Raw genomic sequence first — 14,853 nt, 5'->3', positions numbered from 1 at the left:
AATACTCTATCCTGCTACAAATCTCTGTGCTGCCTCAATTGCTGCTTCTAACTCTTGCCGACTGCTGGCTTTGACTTTGAGTTTCTTGCCATTGACCTCAATTTCTAATTCAATAGTTTTGCTGCCAAGGCGATCGCCTAAAAATCCCATCAGTGCTTTAATATTCTTTGCATTCACCTGGGCTGTTAGCCAACCCACTGCCAGACCTGTAAGTGACTTGCTGTCTGCTGGTGCTTCTGCTTCACGGAAAAGACTAGCATCTTCCACTTCATCCAGTTCCAGCATCTGTTGCAATAGTCTCTGCGTTTCGTTTTGCAGTTCATCGTCATCTAAATCAGGCTCTTGCAAGGCGATGGTAATCTGGACGTTGGATGTACTCGCCATTCTTACACCTCTAATTGTGATTAATGCTTAAATTATCATAACTATCTTATACAATCCAATTAGTGATAATTCCGGTCTAGATTGTCATAAATATAAATTTTGACAAGATGTATAGCGTGCTATGAAGAGGAAGAGTACTATCAAGTAAAAATAGATACTATTACTGCTCAGAGTAAGCTAGGCTTGATTTTGATTTACTTGGTTAATTTAGCAATATGAGAGCGATCGCTATTGCTGTGTTATATTAAAAAACTTTACAGTTGCAGAATATCTAAGCGTCGGCTTTGCACCATTCTCTACAGGACAAGGACGCCAAGGGCGAACGGGAAGTAAGCTATGTACAGCCGTGATTTTTAATCGTCAGGTATATTTACTGCTTGCTTTATCAAAAAGCCTAATTGCTTTATTAAAATACTTTATCAAAATACTGAAATACTTTCTCAGTAAATAAATCGGCGAGAATAAATCAAACTACAAAATTTCAGGTAAAACCCTTTTAAAACCTCATTGCAATTCTGCCGCAAATGAGTGAAGCGGCAGCCCCAAAATAGTTATTACCAACCGGAAGATATAACTTTATTACCCTAAAGTTACAGACGCACTTTGAATTTAGTACAAAATTTATCAAATTTATGTCTAAAGAAATAAGCACCAAATTAACCTCACTATACCTCAAAGTTGTGTATGCACAAAATAGTCACTCTCAACAAATATCTCTATGGATATAACTAAAAAAGCTAATTTTATTATAATTACACCTTTAGGCTCACGCAATTGAAACTAAAAAGGTTAATACTGAAAAATATCTTTATCAGTATTAAATCTGGTTGTAATCAAAAATTACAGCCCAGACAACAAATAGAGAAAAAATTACAGACAATGACAACTTCTACAGACCGCGATCAACAGATTCAAAAACTGCATGAACTAATCAAAGATATTGATTATGGTATGTTTACCACAGTCGATGATGATGGCAGCTTGCATAGTTACCCCATGTCAAAGAGTGGTGAGATTAACTCTGATAGCATACTCTGGTTCTTTACTTATGCTGGTTCCCATAAGGTGACTGAAATTGAACACCATGAGCAGGTCAATATTAGTTTCTCTTCACCCGAACAGCAGCGATACGTTTCTATCTCAGGTACAGCACAACTTGTGAAAGAGCGCAACAAAATGCGAGAGTTATGGAAGCCGGAACTTCAAACCTGGTTTCCTAAAGGACTAGACGAACCAGATATTGCTTTGCTAAAGGTAAATATTAACCAGGTTAATTATTGGGAGAGTGTATCGAGTTTCAAACCACAAACAATTAGTTTTTTGACAACATCACGTCTTTAAGTAATTAATAATTCGTAATTCCTAATTCGTAGTTAAGAATTCAATGAGGAATTATTAAAGATGTGTAATTATTGGGCAAAATTGTGGCAGTTATTAGCGGTATTGAGTAACTGAAACTACTGCCTTCAAATTCAGCGTAGGCGTAGCCCGCCACAGGCATCGCACCTGGCTTTTAACCAATGCAGGCGGTGTGCATTAGCGTAGCTCACCGCAGGTATCGCTGTCACCAATATACTGCTGATGAAGATATTTAAACTCTTCAAAACTTCCAAAGTTTGATACTGATGAAGGTAGAATAAAACTATGAGACTGGGGAAATAAAAGTTATGCCTTACAAACAAATTGCAGACTTACCAGATTCAGTCAAAGAAAACTTACCCAAGCACGCCCAAGAAATTTTCCGGGCTACATTTAACAGCGCTCAAGAACAATATGGTGGAGAAGAACGTGCCTTTCGAGTCGCTTGGAGTGCGGTAAAGCGCGATTACGAAAAAGGCGATGATGGGCATTGGCACAAAAAACCAGAATAAAACTCAATACGGTTCGGTTAAGGTTTTTTGATGAAAATTATAAATCGTAAAGACGCGAAAAATCACCGTCAAGACAAAAGACTGATTATTGTAGAGTAGAGGCGGCGATTCATCGCGTCTCTTAACTGAACAGTATTGGAGGTAAACTAACCCCCAAAATATCAATTATGGAGCGATCGCCTCAAAAAAGCGATTTGTTTTCATGAAAATATGATGACTAATAAGGAATCACTTTTGCTTTATTAGGATATAGTACAGCGACTTTGTATTTGTCACTGTACACTTGTGGTGAGCAGATCCACCTTTGATAGAAACAGCGTTAAAAATCTTACAGCCAGTGCTTGGGATAAGTTCTCTCTTGTGCCAAATTATTAAAAACCACAGCACAAAGCACCAAAATAATAGAACCTTGTAAAGCAGGTGTTAATAGAAATTGCCAAGGAGCTTTTGTCATCATTACGACTAAGGCAACTGCTCCTGAAGGTGGGTGTAGAGTTCCAGTCAGCTGCATCATCCCAATGGCTGTTGCTACTGCCATTCCCATTGTCCAAGGTGACGAACCGAAAAGATGTAATATAATTAGGCTGACTAAGGCAGCTACAAGATTACCACCAATCACATTACGGGGTTGAGCCAAAGGGCTGTCTGGTACACCAAATATCAATACACTAGTAGCACCAAACGGAGCCATAAGCAGAGGAGAATGTGTTTTCATAGACAAGTAAGCCGTTGCTGCGATTGCTAAGAAACTACCAAGCCAACTCCAAAAAATATGTCTGTGATGAGGTTTCTCTATAGGACATGTTAGAGGACACGACCGCCAGGTTCCAGTTATCTTAAACCAGTAATTCTTCCATTTCAAGTGAAGATTTTTGTAATTAAATAATTTTAAATAGACAGAATTAGTTCGCTTTTTTGAGGAAATTCTCTTCATAAACTCCACAATAATAAATAAGCATCAACTTAGAAAATATGAGTTATGACATTATGCTGTAGCTAGTTATCAATACCGAAATAAACAAACACATCTATCTCAAGTTTGTTAGCAAAAATACTATCTTAAATCGGTTTATAAACTAAAGATAACAATGCACACAGTAGTACCTTTCCAGATTGTAGATAAGGCATCGACTAGATTATTTATTCAAGACATTAAGAGCAACATTTACATAGACCTGTTAACGCTAAATTAACAAGTCCTATAGAATATTGCTTAATGTCATGATTTTATAACATTTTACCATTAAAGGATCTTGGAAATTTTTCAAGAAAGTGTATATTACGTAGAAAAAAATCTATCATAACTATAATATTTACTTATAAATGCCTAGATTCGTTCCATATTTAAAGATATCGTTACTAACTTCAAGGTGCTAGCAGAGAATGACACTAAGAAAAGCCCAAAGGCTTATGTCATCTTGTTCCCAGCCTCCAGGCTGGGAATGTATTTAAAAGAGGCTCTGCGTCTTGTCAAGCTACTGGAGGCGGAGCCTCCAAGAATAAGTTCCCAGCCTACAGGCTGGGAACTAGTCAGATCAAGGGCTGTATCTTTTCTTAGTACCATTCGTGCTAGCAGAGTTGATAATATTTCCTTGCCGTTGGTGAATTGAATGAATTCTTGGCCAAAGGCAATAAAATACATGCGCAACAAGGTGATTGGTACATCATACTTTCACTTGGAAACTGCGGCATTCAACCGTTCATTGGCAATTCTTCTTTGCTTTGCTGATAATAGTTTTAGAGCTAATTATTTAAGAGGTTGATTGTGGTCTTTGCTCAAACCAGCCCCCCAGATGTAATAACAACTCGCCTGACGTTAGACGAGTATCGGGCTATGGAAGAAACCAACCCAGAACGCCATGATGCAATGGAGAGATTATTACTATGTCGGGAGGCTCGGAATCTCATAGTGCGTAGACGCGTTAGCGTAACCTCTCGTAGAGAAGCGGCTTGTCGTGAGACATCGCTAGCAACTTCTTAATTTACTTGGGATTTTTACTGAGAGACACCAATTTTCGTTTGTATAACAGCGACTTGCGAGTTTGGATTCCTGAATCTCAATGTGTACTTATACCCATTTGATGGCTGTTAATGGTCAACCAAAGTTCAATAGCGATCGCTTGACCATTCTTTCACTATTCATTGATTAAAAGCTGTAATCTCTATCTGGCAAGCATTTTCGCTTTTCTTCGTGCCATTCGATTATGGATAACACACATAACACATATTTAATTTTACTCATATCTCTTTTATTTAAAATCGTAGTGTTTTTAAACGCAAAGTATTTTGGAAGCAATGTTGTATTTAGGAAGTATCAGATGTCACACAAACAATTGATTTATTGCTGGCAAAAATGGTTACGTCCCATCTTGATGCCTGCCACTGTGCAAATAGTGGTTCTAACATTAGGGGTGTTAAGCATCTTGGGAAGCACTGCTCCTATGAGTCATGCTCAAACTGTTTTTAGCAGTAGTCACATCCAAGAGCAACAGACACCATCAAAATCAACAGTGCTAAATGCCACTGTATATCACAGTCCAGATTGTAACTGTTGTGGCGGGTGGATTAAGCACTTAAAAGCACAGGGTTTTAAAATCACAGATTTTTCTACGCCTGACATCGAAACAGTCAAACAAAAGTACAACGTGCCGGATAACTTGTCATCTTGCCACACAGCAATTGTTAATGGATATGTTATCGAAGGACACGTCCCCGCAGACGACATCAAACGTCTGCTTCAAGAAAAGCCAAATGTTGTTGGTTTATCTGTTCCTCAAATGCCTGTAGGCACTCCTGGGATGGAAATGGGGGATCGAAAAGATCCGTTTTCTGTGGTTTCCTTCGATCGCAATAACTCAATTGCAGTTTTCAATCAGTATCGTGGTGAGTCCTGAGTGAATTAAAGGGGTCTTTTAACTCGGAACTCAGCACTTTTTATTTAGAACCAGTTTTGATCAACTGCGACAAATGACTTAACCATCTTCTAAACCAGAAGGCAGATGTTGAGCTTGCAATATTTTGAGAAAGAAACTCAATGGCATGGTTACAATCTTGCAGGTTGGCATCGAGTCCCATTGCATGATAAATTTCACGAGCATTGCAAAAGGCATCCATCGCTTCTGATTCTCGATTGATTTTTTCTAATACCAAACCCAAATTAAACCAAGCGTTTGCTTCCCCATTTGGGTCATTAAGATCCCTTCTGATCTCTAATGAATGGTGATAAAACTCAAACGCCCTTTGGTACTTTCCTAAAGCCTTATAAGCACCGCCCAATCCACTCAAGGCCATGCTTTGACCATTGCGATCGCTAATGAACTTTGCCAGCCCTAACCATTGTTGGTAAAACTCAATTGCTAGTTGGTAAGATCCTAATGATTCATAAGTATTGCCCAAACTTCCCAGGCAAATACCTTCCCCAGTCCAATCACCTGTTTTCTTGGTTATACTCAACCATTGTTGGAAAAATTCTATCGCTTGCTCATACTTACCCAGGTATTCATAAGTATTACCCAAACTTCCCAAGCAAATGCCTTCCCCAGTGCGATCGCCTATTTTCCTGGTAATACTCAACCACTGGTGATAAAATTCAATCGCTCGCTGGTATTTGCCCAGTGATTGGTAAGCGTTACCCAGCCCAGATAAAGATTTGGCTTCTTCTAAGCGATCGCCTATTTCTTTAGCTATATCTAACCACTGCTGATAAAACTCAATTGCTAGGTGGTATTCGCCTAGTGAATGGTAAGCATTACCCAAACTTGCCAAAGAAACGACTTCTCCATTGCGATCGCCTGTTTCTCTGGCTTTTTCTAAGCACTGCTCTTCAAACTCAATGGACTGAATATTATTTAGGCCCCCGGATCGTATTACTTCTGTCATTCTCTATAGAAAAGGAAATTTTTGATCGATAAGCTGTCGATTATACAATTTTCTATGGCTTTAGCACAGGATAAATACAACTTATGTCAAAATTTAGAAATTATTCTTCAATATCAAGCTTTCTTATATACTTTTAATACACTGCGATCGCTATGTACTAAAGACTTTTATTTATCCTTAGTAACAAGCATACAAATATACCATACTGAAAAACTTAGCTTTCTCAAAAGATATAAGAAAAACCAAATTAATCAGCAGCTGCATAATCTGGCAATACGTTGAGTTCTAAATTAACAGCACTTAGATAATTTTGATCGTTTAAAACTTGTGATGGTAATTTATTTGCATTCACAGCAGCTTTAACCAAATCTTTCGCAGCAATATTTCTATTTAGAGTTTTAAGTACTAGCGCTTCTCCGCTAGGAATACCATGTTGTTGCAGACCTCCTTGATAAGCAAAAGTGACTAGATTTAAAGGCTGGAGGTAGTTCGCAGAAGTCGAATTAGTGGATAAATTGTTAGAGTTAAAAACTATTGTTTCGCTATTATTGGTAGTAGCTGTTTGAGCGCCAGCAATTCCGGGTACAAGTGTAATAGAAGCCAAAATAAGTGCAGAATTTATTAAGGTAGCAAGTTTCATAAGTTATACTTAGGTAAAATGCGATTGGTGTTCTTTAGTAATAGAGTCCTCTTTATTATTAATCTCAACTTCCTTCAGTCAGGTCATCTGATCGGTTGATCTATGACTCACCCAAAAGGGTGAGCTAATTGAGTCATACAAACAGCAACGGAGACTCAGTTGAGTCCAGACACAACAAAGATTGGTTGAAATTTTCAAGTACTTAGCTGAGGCAAGTTGAACATTTATGCAATTTTTTAGTTCGCCTCTTGAGTTCCCCTCACAAAGCAGAGATTTCTACAGCAGCTGACTCAAATACGCCCATTCACCCAAGCCTAATCAAGAGTATTTCCGCGGATGTCAGAGAAAAACACTGCGTGCTGCTTTGCTAAAGCGTCTCTACACACCTAAAATTCTCTCTTAGGAGAAAAACTTGACACCTAAGTATTTTTTTAGTATAAATGTACTATATAGCGCTTGATATTGCATAAAACTTTACCACTCCCGACTACGCTAATAGGAGAGTAGAAAATAAATGAAGCTATCTAAGGTAGACTTGAGCAGTTTAGTAGCGATCGCTCACTCTGATGGATATTTGCAGTTGTTGCTCGACCGAGGCAACGAACTAGAGTTTTTGGAAATTCCGGCACCGATACAAGCTTATGAAGGATTGCAAGAACTGAACGAAGCAATTGCCGAAACGACTGCATTACCCTTTGAAGAAGAACCAATTGTCATGCTACCAGTTGTCTCATCAATGGCTATGGCTGTAGGCTATGATCGCAACGAACAGATTTTGCAAGTTGAGTTTCAAAGTGGAGCTGTTTATCAGTACTTAGGCGTAGATGAGGATACTTGGGAAGATTTACATTCCTCAGACTCAATTGGCAGCTTTTTCAATCAAGAGATTAAAGGCAGATATGACTGCGATCGTCTAGATAATGCAGATTAATGACTAATACTTGATCCAGTGATAAAACCATCATGTTCTTTAATAATTGCCATTATTGTTGATAGCCCAATTCCTGAACCTTTACCCAATTCTTTTGTGGTAAAAAATGGTTCCAATCTTTTATCTAATATTTCTTTGCTAATTCCAAACCTTATATGAGCAACTGTCATGACAATATAAGCACCAACTCTAGCGCCTATACGCATACTCGCATAAATTTCATCATTGCTAACAGATAAAATTACTTTGACTATGGGAAAATAATTTTAACCCTTGATTGCTGTCCTGCTCGGCAACAAAATTTATTAACTTCAAAAATCCTTTTTTGCCCAAAAGCATTAACAATAGCTAGTGAACATAGGCCAGCAACGCTTTCTTCAGAGACAATAGAAAAAACCCACATAATATCAATGCAATTATGACAACCACACTTACCTCTGCTGTTAAACCAAGAGCCGAAGATAGTTTTGCCGTTACCTTTGCACCATTGTCTCTGGAAGAAATCTACGCCAAATCCGACGATCCAGCCAACGGTGCTGTGGTTGTGATGAGTGGCATGGTTCGCAATCAAACCGATGGTAAACCTGTGATTGCTCTAGAGTATCAAGCTTATGAACCAATGGCGTTGCGGATATTTTATCAAATTGCTGCTGATATTCGCTTATCTATGTCTGATGTGAATCGAGTCGCCATTTATCATCGCGTTGGACGTTTGCAAGTTGGGGAAATTAGCGTTTTAGTAGCTGTGGGTTCTCCCCATAGGAGTGAGGCCTTTGAAGCTTGCCAATATGCTATTGATACGCTCAAACACAATGCCCCTATATGGAAGAAAGAACATTGGCAAGATGGTTCTAGCACCTGGGTGAGTATTGGTGCATGTGAAACATCAGGAGAAAATTGTTGATTTGAAGAAGAATTCAGAAATCAGAATTCAGGAGTTAGATTGACAAAATCTTGACAAGTACAGGTAATACTATTTTTTTGTTAGAGGTTGTTTAAAAAGTGTTTCGCTGTGACTTTACGCAGTTTTAGATCACCCCTAATCCCCCTTAAAAACGGGGATTTAGGGGATCTAAAACTTTTTGTTATCAAGAAGAGGACTTTTCAAACAACCTCTAAGGGTTTCAGACTACAAAATCAACTGCTTATTGAGAATTGATTGATAGTTGTTGAGAATTTGAAAAGTGGTGTCGATTTTGTCGCTGTGCAAAAGTACTCTTAACAAACTCTGCAATCTCTATACGATTCCCACCGGGATCTCGGAGAAAAAACCGCACGCATCCTGGAAGTGGTCGTTGATCGGGAATAATTTCTATTCCATGCTCTTTTAGGTGTTCTTCAAAGGCGTTCAAGTTATCGACTTGGAAACAAAAATGCCGTCTAGATGCTTGGTTATTAGCGTTTTTCTCACTACTTACGTGCAGTTCAATATCTCCCAACTTGTACCACGCTCCTGAATCATTTTTCATGACATCAGGTCTGACAATTTCAGTCAGTCCCAAAACTTTGCTGTAGAAAGATAGCATTGCTTCCTCCACTTCAAGAGGATAGGTTACTTGAATATGATGAACTGCATTAAGCTTCATAAATTTTTCTCCTAATTTGGGTTAAATTTAGTAACACTACAATCACCTTTTGCCGTAATACTGGCGTATTTCTAAAGTTTTTCTGTTCCAACGACAAGCTTTCCCATACTGATGCGTTCTTCAATGAGATAGCCAAGTTTTCTATAAAACTCAACTACTTCTGCGTTGGAGACACGAACTTGGAGATTGATTTTGAGGCATCCCATCGCTATCAATACCCTCTCTGCGTGCTGCACTAGCTTGCTACCAATACCCTGCCGTTGATACTGAGGACTGACCGCAACTGTGTATAGCCAACCGCGATGCCCGTCATATCCTGCCATGATAGTGCCTACAATTACAGAGTTCATCTCAGTAACGAAAAACAACTCAGGCTGTACAGCAAGCTTCTGACTGATTACCAAGTTTGGGCTGCTGTGCGATGGGTTATTAGGAAACACCTCATCCCACAAAGCACTGACTAATTCAGCATCAGATTCTTGGTATGGTCTTATATTCATCTACATCTCTAAATCAAAGGACTTGCCTTTGCACATTCTTTGTGAAATACTACTTTTAAACTACGGCAAATTGATATATTTTAAGTAGTATTTCACAAAAATTACGATAAAACATCGTGTCCTGAAAGCAATTACAGGCTAACCCCAAGATGACAAACACAGAAATTCGCACTGCTCAAGTTAAAGTCCCTAACGGAGATTTGCAAATTGATGCTTACTTAGCTGAACCAGCAAAAAAGGGAACCTTCCCAGCCGTGATCGTGATTCAGGAAATTTTTGGGGTTAATATTCACATTCGGGAAGTTGCTGAGAAATTTGCCAAAGAGGGGTATGTGGCGATCGCGCCGACGTTATTTCAACGCACCGCCCCAGGTTTTGAAGGTGGCTACACCCCTGAAGATGTCCAGCAAGGGAGGGGTTATAAGGAGCAGACAACAGCAGAGGAAATATTGAGTGATATTAAAGCTGCGATCGCTTATCTAAGAACCTTACCAAATGTGCAAGGAGATGCGATCGGCTCTATTGGTTTTTGTTTTGGTGGCCATGTTGTTTATCTAGCTGCCACCTTACCAGATATTAAAGTTACAGCTTCCTTCTATGGTGGCGGTATTCCCAACTCAACTCCCGGCGGTGGAGAACCAACCATCACCCGCACTCCAGAGATTAAAGGGCCCATTTACGCCTTCTTTGGTCTTGACGATCAGGGAATCCCCTTAGAACATACAGAACAGATTGAGGCTGAATTGAAGAAAAATCAGATTACTCATGCTATCTTCCGTTATCCCGGTGCAGGGCATGGCTTTTTCTGCAATCATCGCGCCAGCTACAATGCCGAAGCTGCCGCCGATGCTTGGAAAAATGTTCAAGAACTGTTCCAAAAAAACCTTCAGCTTCAAAAAGTTTAAATTTTTAAGTTAGAAGCAATACAACACTAGAGGCGCACATCTATCTGTGTGCATTGGTGTTAACTTAACGTGAAAGCCAACCGAGAAAAAGCTTTTAGATATTGTCTCGTTTGTCTCGTTCCCCTGCTTTGACCGGGAATGCTGTCAATGAGGCTCCGCCTCCCTTGCTGGCGGCAGCAGCCCAATTGAAGTGCATTTCCAGCCCAGAGGCTGGAAACGAGATTTGACAAAGCTTTTAACTTAAGTTGACACCTATGAGATATGCGCCTCTACGACTGAGCATAGGCATAGCCAAATAAATCCAAAAGCAAATAAAAAACAAAGTATCACGTCCATGATTTCCGCCTTCAAACAACCACAAGTTAAGATTTTCCAACGTTTTTCACTATTCCTTTTACCTGGATTATTAACAATCTCAACAACCTTAATCAGTTGCTCAGTCCAAACCCCAAATTCAGCAAATCAAACCACTGGTTTGAAAACCAAAGTTGTCCGAATGGGATATCAAAGTTCTGGGGATATTTTCAGACTTAAAGGATTGATCGAAAAACGTCTCAAGCCTTTAGGTATTTCCGTGGAATGGGCGCAATTTGCCGCCGGGCCACAACTGATGGAAGCGATGAATGTGGGCAGGGTTGATATTGGCTCTGTAGGCGAGACTCCGCCGATATTTGCCCAAGCGGCTGGCACATCTTTAGTTTATGTTGCTAGTAATAAACCCAGTACTGGTAAAGGAAGCGGAATTATCGTTCAAAATAATTCACAGATTCGCACTTTAGCCGATCTCAAAGGGAAAAAAGTAGTTTTTCAAAAGGGTTCTGCTTCCCATTATTTATTAATAAAAGCTTTAGAAGAGGCTGGTTTAAAATATAATGATATTCAAGCTATTAGCCTCCCTCCTTCAGAAGCTCGTGATGCTTTTATTCAAGGCAAAATAGATGCTTGGGTAACTTGGGACCCTTATTTAGCCGTGGCCCAAAAAAAAGCAAATGCTCGTGTTTTGCGAGATGCTAGTGGCATTTCTACTCAGGGCGGATATTACATGGCGGCGCGAAAATTTGCCACAGAAAATCCGAAATTAGTGCGATTAGTTCTTGAGGAGATAGATAACACAGGGCAATGGGCTGAAAAAAACCGATCGGAAGTTGTAAAACTGACTATTCCTCATCTCAAAATTGATGAAGATATTTTAACAACAATGGTTGGAAGGCGAACTTACGGTATAAGACCCATTACGCCTGAAATTATGGAAAAACAACAGAAAATTGCAGATTTATTTGCCAAAGAAAAAGTGATTCCTAAACCCATCAATATTAAGGAAGCGATGCTGACTAGCGAACAATATGCAGCTATAACACCGGAAACCATTAGCCAGAAATAGCGCCAGGAGATAAGAAAATGGAAGTTTTTTGGTATTTGCCGACACAGGGAGATGAGCGTTATTTAGGTAGTACAATCGGCAGGCGACCAGCCACTTATCCCTATATGCAGCAAATCGCCCAAGCTGTTGATAAATTGGGCTATGGCGGGATGTTGATTGGTACCGGACAAAAACAAGATACTTGGATTGTCGCTACTTCATTAATTTCAGTTACGGAACGCTTACGGTTTCTTGTAGCCTTTCGTCCGGCAATTATGTCGCCTTCTTTGGCAGTTAGAATGGCTGCTACTTTTGACCAGATTTCTAATGGTCGAATTATTCTGAATGTTGTCACTGGCGGCGACACAAAAGAACTTGCTAAAGATGGGATTTTCTTAGATCACGATCAGCGTTATGAACTTACAGATGAGTTTTTGACAATTTGGCGATCGCTCATGCAAGGTGAAGAAGTAACCTATAGTGGTCGCCATTTGCAAGTTCAAGGCGCTAAACTCCAATTTCCTCCCGTACAAAAGCCTTATCCCACCTTATATTTTGGCGGTTCTTCAGATGCGGCGCTCCAAGTTGCTGCCAAACACATTGATGTGTATTTAAGTTGGGGTGAACCACCAGATCAAGTTGCCCAAAAGATTACAAAAGTACGGCGATTAGCAGCAGAACAAGGTAGAACAGTCCGCTTTGGGATTCGGATGCACGTTATAGTCCGCGAAACTACGCAAAAAGCTTGGGATGCGGCCAATGAACTGATTCAGTATGTGGATGATGAAACCATAGCAACTGCACATCAGCGGTTTGCTCAATCGGAATCAGAAGGACAACGCCGGATGGCTCAACTGCATAAGGGTAATCGCAAAAACCTAGAAATTAGCCCCAACTTATGGGCTGGTGTTGGCTTAGTGCGTGGAGGTGCTGGGACTGCCTTAGTCGGAGATCCAGACACAGTTGCAGCGCGAATGCTGGAATATGCCGATTTAGGAATTGATACCTTCGTTTTCTCAGGGTATCCCCATCTGGAAGAAGCCTATAGAGTTGCAGAATTACTCTTTCCTCGCTTACCAGTGCAAACTCCAGGCATCGCATTACCACAGCAGGTTGCAAGTACATTTAGTGAATTTGTTACCAAAACAGATTTACTCAAACCCCAGCCTGTTTAAGTAATTCAAAATTCAAAAAACTAGCGTGATTTAACTCATAACACCCCAGTACAACATTGCATAAATTCGGCAAAACTCTGCGTTCCTCTGCGCTACGCCAGTTGCTACAACGCGGGGAACCCGCGCAACGCACTGGCTTAACTTTGCGTGCCTCTGCATTTAAAAACACAACGATTTTACAGAAAAAAGCATGAGTACGAAAAAACCTCAACTTAGACTCGGTGCATTCTTGCCCAGCACTGGTCATCACGTAGCGTCATGGCGACACCCCGAAGCCCAAGCTAATGCTGGTTTGAACTTTCAGCATTATAAAAAGCTGGCACAGACAGCAGAACGCGGCAAATTTGACATGATCTTCTTTGCAGATGGTGTGGCTGTGCGCGATCGCAATCAAAGCGCCGAACTTTTGAGCCGGAATGGTAAACTCGTCCACTTTGAACCTCTTACCCTGTTGTCGGCTTTGTCTGTGGTGACGGAAAACATCGGTTTGACGGCCACAGTATCAACCACCTACAACGAGCCTTATCATCTTGCCCGCAAATTTGCATCATTAGATTATCTTAGCGGTGGCCGTGCCGGTTGGAATCTCGTAACTTCTGCTACCGAAGCTGAAGCGTTGAATTTCAATCGGGAAAAGCACATGGAGCATACCCTACGTTATCAGCGTGCCAAAGAGTTTGTGGATGTAGTCACGAAACTCTGGGATAGTTGGGAGGACGACGCCTTCTTACATGATAAGGAATCGGGTATTTACTTCGATCCAAATAAACTGCACGTTCCCAACCACAAAGGCGAACATTTTTCAGTACGCGGCCCGCTGAATGTGGCGCGTCCCATCCAAGGTTATCCGGTGATCATTCAAGCTGGATCTTCCGAGGATGGTAAGGAGCTAGCTGCACAAACGGCGGAGGTAATTTTCACTGCCCAACAGACCTTGGCAGAAGCTCAGGCATTTTATACAGATGTGAAGGGGAGACTGGCTCAATACGGGCGCTCACCTGACCATCTTAAGATTATGCCAGGTGTATTCCCAGTTATCGGTAAAACTGAGCAAGAAGCTAAGGACAAATTCGATCGAATTCAGGAGTTGATCGATCCGGTGGTCGGCTTAAATTTGCTTGGCTCAATGATCGGTGGATTTGACCTATCTGGCTATCCATTGGACGGGCCGTTGCCGGAGTTACCAGAGACTAACGGGGGTAAAAGCCGTCAGCAACTTCTGACTGACCTAGCCAAGAGAGAGAATTTAACGATTCGACAACTGTATTTATGGATAGCTGGAGCGCGTGGGCATCGTCAGATTCTAGGCACACCAGAACAAATTGCCGACCAGCTAGAAGATTGGTTTGTCAATGGCGGGGCAGATGGCTTTAATATTATGCCGCCCTGGTTGCCCGGAGGATTGGATGAGTTTGTAGACTTGGTAATTCCTGAATTGCAACGTCGCGGTCTGTTCCGTACAGAGTATGAAGCACAAACCCTGCGGGAAAATCTTGGTTTACCTCGTCCAGTAAATCAGTTTAGCAAAGTTGCTACTCGTGAAGCGGCGATCGCCTAACTTTTTCTAAAGCAAGTTTTGCAGCAAAAAGGCTCAAGCATTCCTGCCTGAGCCATAACTAAAT

Annotated in this window: 17 protein-coding genes; 10 read left to right on the top strand and 7 right to left on the bottom strand. The window is 40.7% G+C overall.

Annotated elements, in window-relative coordinates; translation table 11 throughout:
- Positions 1-6: 6 nt before the first annotated feature.
- A complete protein-coding gene (locus RMY27_RS08460; protein ID WP_322662176.1) occupies positions 7-384 on the bottom strand; it encodes a hypothetical protein in 378 nt (125 codons plus the stop codon).
- Positions 385-1,263: 879 nt separating this feature from the next.
- Between RMY27_RS08460 and RMY27_RS08455 the strand changes: the two genes are divergently transcribed.
- Together RMY27_RS08455 and RMY27_RS08450 are read left to right on the top strand one after the other, a co-directional pair.
- Positions 1,264-1,725 (top strand): pyridoxamine 5'-phosphate oxidase family protein, encoded by a 462-nt coding sequence (locus RMY27_RS08455; protein ID WP_322662174.1) that lies wholly within the window; start codon positions 1,264-1,266, stop codon positions 1,723-1,725.
- Positions 1,726-2,051: 326 nt separating this feature from the next.
- A complete protein-coding gene (locus RMY27_RS08450; RefSeq protein ID WP_322662173.1) occupies positions 2,052-2,255 on the top strand; it encodes a ChaB family protein in 204 nt (67 codons plus the stop codon).
- A 328-nt stretch (positions 2,256-2,583) separates the two neighbouring features.
- Here RMY27_RS08450 and RMY27_RS08445 read toward each other — a convergent pair whose 3' ends face one another.
- Positions 2,584-2,970: an HPP family protein gene (locus RMY27_RS08445; protein ID WP_322662171.1), complete on the bottom strand. Its 387-nt coding sequence runs from the start codon at positions 2,968-2,970 to the stop codon at positions 2,584-2,586.
- A 1,050-nt stretch (positions 2,971-4,020) separates the two neighbouring features.
- Between RMY27_RS08445 and RMY27_RS08440 the strand changes: the two genes are divergently transcribed.
- Complete coding sequence (locus RMY27_RS08440) at positions 4,021-4,236, top strand: hypothetical protein (RefSeq protein ID WP_322662169.1); 216 nt, start codon at positions 4,021-4,023, stop codon at positions 4,234-4,236.
- 337 nt (positions 4,237-4,573) lie between these two features.
- Positions 4,574-5,149 carry a DUF411 domain-containing protein gene (locus RMY27_RS08435; protein ID WP_322662167.1) on the top strand — a complete coding sequence of 192 codons (576 nt, stop codon included), beginning with the start codon at positions 4,574-4,576 and terminating at the stop codon, positions 5,147-5,149.
- Positions 5,150-5,189: 40 nt separating this feature from the next.
- Here the strand turns inward: RMY27_RS08435 and RMY27_RS08430 are convergent, their stop codons facing one another.
- Both RMY27_RS08430 and RMY27_RS08425 read right to left on the bottom strand, forming a co-directional pair.
- Positions 5,190-6,134: a tetratricopeptide repeat protein gene (locus RMY27_RS08430; protein ID WP_322662165.1), complete on the bottom strand. Its 945-nt coding sequence runs from the start codon at positions 6,132-6,134 to the stop codon at positions 5,190-5,192.
- A 247-nt stretch (positions 6,135-6,381) separates the two neighbouring features.
- Positions 6,382-6,774, bottom strand: coding sequence for a hypothetical protein (locus RMY27_RS08425; RefSeq protein ID WP_322662163.1), 393 nt, complete (start codon positions 6,772-6,774; stop codon positions 6,382-6,384).
- Positions 6,775-7,288: 514 nt separating this feature from the next.
- On the opposite strand from RMY27_RS08425, the gene RMY27_RS08420 reads away from it, so the two are divergent.
- The gene (locus RMY27_RS08420; protein WP_322662161.1) at positions 7,289-7,705 is read left to right on the top strand and encodes a KTSC domain-containing protein; all 417 of its coding nucleotides are present in this window, start codon (positions 7,289-7,291) and stop codon (positions 7,703-7,705) included.
- On the opposite strand, the gene RMY27_RS08415 is transcribed toward RMY27_RS08420, so the two are convergent.
- Positions 7,702-7,911, bottom strand: a complete 210-nt coding sequence (locus RMY27_RS08415; protein WP_322662160.1) for a hypothetical protein — start codon at positions 7,909-7,911, stop codon at positions 7,702-7,704. The genes RMY27_RS08420 and RMY27_RS08415 overlap by 4 nt on opposite strands.
- 212 nt (positions 7,912-8,123) lie before the next feature.
- On the opposite strand from RMY27_RS08415, the gene RMY27_RS08410 reads away from it, so the two are divergent.
- The gene (locus RMY27_RS08410) at positions 8,124-8,609 is read left to right on the top strand and encodes a molybdenum cofactor biosynthesis protein MoaE (protein ID WP_322662158.1); all 486 of its coding nucleotides are present in this window, start codon (positions 8,124-8,126) and stop codon (positions 8,607-8,609) included.
- A gap of 241 nt (positions 8,610-8,850) precedes the next feature.
- Here the strand turns inward: RMY27_RS08410 and RMY27_RS08405 are convergent, their stop codons facing one another.
- Together RMY27_RS08405 and RMY27_RS08400 are read right to left on the bottom strand one after the other, a co-directional pair.
- Positions 8,851-9,291 (bottom strand): VOC family protein, encoded by a 441-nt coding sequence (locus RMY27_RS08405; protein WP_322662156.1) that lies wholly within the window; start codon positions 9,289-9,291, stop codon positions 8,851-8,853.
- Between the two features lie 71 nt (positions 9,292-9,362).
- Positions 9,363-9,791: a GNAT family acetyltransferase gene (locus tag RMY27_RS08400; RefSeq protein ID WP_322662154.1), complete on the bottom strand. Its 429-nt coding sequence runs from the start codon at positions 9,789-9,791 to the stop codon at positions 9,363-9,365.
- Positions 9,792-9,940: 149 nt separating this feature from the next.
- Between RMY27_RS08400 and RMY27_RS08395 the strand changes: the two genes are divergently transcribed.
- The 4 genes from RMY27_RS08395 to RMY27_RS08380 all read left to right on the top strand — a co-directional run bounded on the left by RMY27_RS08395 (position 9,941) and on the right by RMY27_RS08380 (position 14,789).
- Positions 9,941-10,696 (top strand): dienelactone hydrolase family protein, encoded by a 756-nt coding sequence (locus tag RMY27_RS08395; protein WP_322662152.1) that lies wholly within the window; start codon positions 9,941-9,943, stop codon positions 10,694-10,696.
- Between the two features lie 334 nt (positions 10,697-11,030).
- A complete protein-coding gene (locus RMY27_RS08390) occupies positions 11,031-12,077 on the top strand; it encodes a sulfonate ABC transporter substrate-binding protein (protein ID WP_322662150.1) in 1,047 nt (348 codons plus the stop codon).
- A gap of 17 nt (positions 12,078-12,094) precedes the next feature.
- A complete protein-coding gene (gene ssuD, locus RMY27_RS08385; protein ID WP_322662149.1) occupies positions 12,095-13,231 on the top strand; it encodes an FMNH2-dependent alkanesulfonate monooxygenase in 1,137 nt (378 codons plus the stop codon).
- Between the two features lie 190 nt (positions 13,232-13,421).
- Complete coding sequence (locus RMY27_RS08380) at positions 13,422-14,789, top strand: LLM class flavin-dependent oxidoreductase (RefSeq protein ID WP_322662147.1); 1,368 nt, start codon at positions 13,422-13,424, stop codon at positions 14,787-14,789.
- Positions 14,790-14,853 lie beyond the last annotated feature (64 nt).

Source organism: Nostoc sp. DedQUE09 (genome assembly GCF_034530915.1).
Taxonomy (GTDB): Bacteria; Cyanobacteriota; Cyanobacteriia; order Cyanobacteriales; family Nostocaceae; genus Nostoc.
The sequence above is the reverse complement of the archived record's forward strand: the minus strand, read 5'-3'. Positions and strand labels throughout refer to the sequence as shown.

Excerpts from the sequence above, each read along its gene's own strand:
- RMY27_RS08460 (WP_322662176.1), bottom strand. The coding sequence starts at position 384 with ATGGCGAGTACATCCAACGTCCAGATTACCATCGCCTTGCAAGAGCCT.
- RMY27_RS08455 (WP_322662174.1), top strand. The coding sequence starts at position 1,264 with ATGACAACTTCTACAGACCGCGATCAACAGATTCAAAAACTGCATGAA.
- RMY27_RS08450 (WP_322662173.1), top strand. The coding sequence starts at position 2,052 with ATGCCTTACAAACAAATTGCAGACTTACCAGATTCAGTCAAAGAAAAC.
- RMY27_RS08445 (WP_322662171.1), bottom strand. The coding sequence starts at position 2,970 with ATGAAAACACATTCTCCTCTGCTTATGGCTCCGTTTGGTGCTACTAGT.
- RMY27_RS08435 (WP_322662167.1), top strand. The coding sequence starts at position 4,574 with ATGTCACACAAACAATTGATTTATTGCTGGCAAAAATGGTTACGTCCC.
- RMY27_RS08430 (WP_322662165.1), bottom strand. The coding sequence starts at position 6,134 with ATGACAGAAGTAATACGATCCGGGGGCCTAAATAATATTCAGTCCATT.
- RMY27_RS08425 (WP_322662163.1), bottom strand. The coding sequence starts at position 6,774 with ATGAAACTTGCTACCTTAATAAATTCTGCACTTATTTTGGCTTCTATT.
- RMY27_RS08420 (WP_322662161.1), top strand. The coding sequence starts at position 7,289 with ATGAAGCTATCTAAGGTAGACTTGAGCAGTTTAGTAGCGATCGCTCAC.
- RMY27_RS08415 (WP_322662160.1), bottom strand. The coding sequence starts at position 7,911 with ATGCGTATAGGCGCTAGAGTTGGTGCTTATATTGTCATGACAGTTGCT.
- RMY27_RS08410 (WP_322662158.1), top strand. The coding sequence starts at position 8,124 with ATGACAACCACACTTACCTCTGCTGTTAAACCAAGAGCCGAAGATAGT.
- RMY27_RS08405 (WP_322662156.1), bottom strand. The coding sequence starts at position 9,291 with ATGAAGCTTAATGCAGTTCATCATATTCAAGTAACCTATCCTCTTGAA.
- RMY27_RS08400 (WP_322662154.1), bottom strand. The coding sequence starts at position 9,791 with ATGAATATAAGACCATACCAAGAATCTGATGCTGAATTAGTCAGTGCT.
- RMY27_RS08395 (WP_322662152.1), top strand. The coding sequence starts at position 9,941 with ATGACAAACACAGAAATTCGCACTGCTCAAGTTAAAGTCCCTAACGGA.
- RMY27_RS08390 (WP_322662150.1), top strand. The coding sequence starts at position 11,031 with ATGATTTCCGCCTTCAAACAACCACAAGTTAAGATTTTCCAACGTTTT.
- ssuD (WP_322662149.1), top strand. The coding sequence starts at position 12,095 with ATGGAAGTTTTTTGGTATTTGCCGACACAGGGAGATGAGCGTTATTTA.
- RMY27_RS08380 (WP_322662147.1), top strand. The coding sequence starts at position 13,422 with ATGAGTACGAAAAAACCTCAACTTAGACTCGGTGCATTCTTGCCCAGC.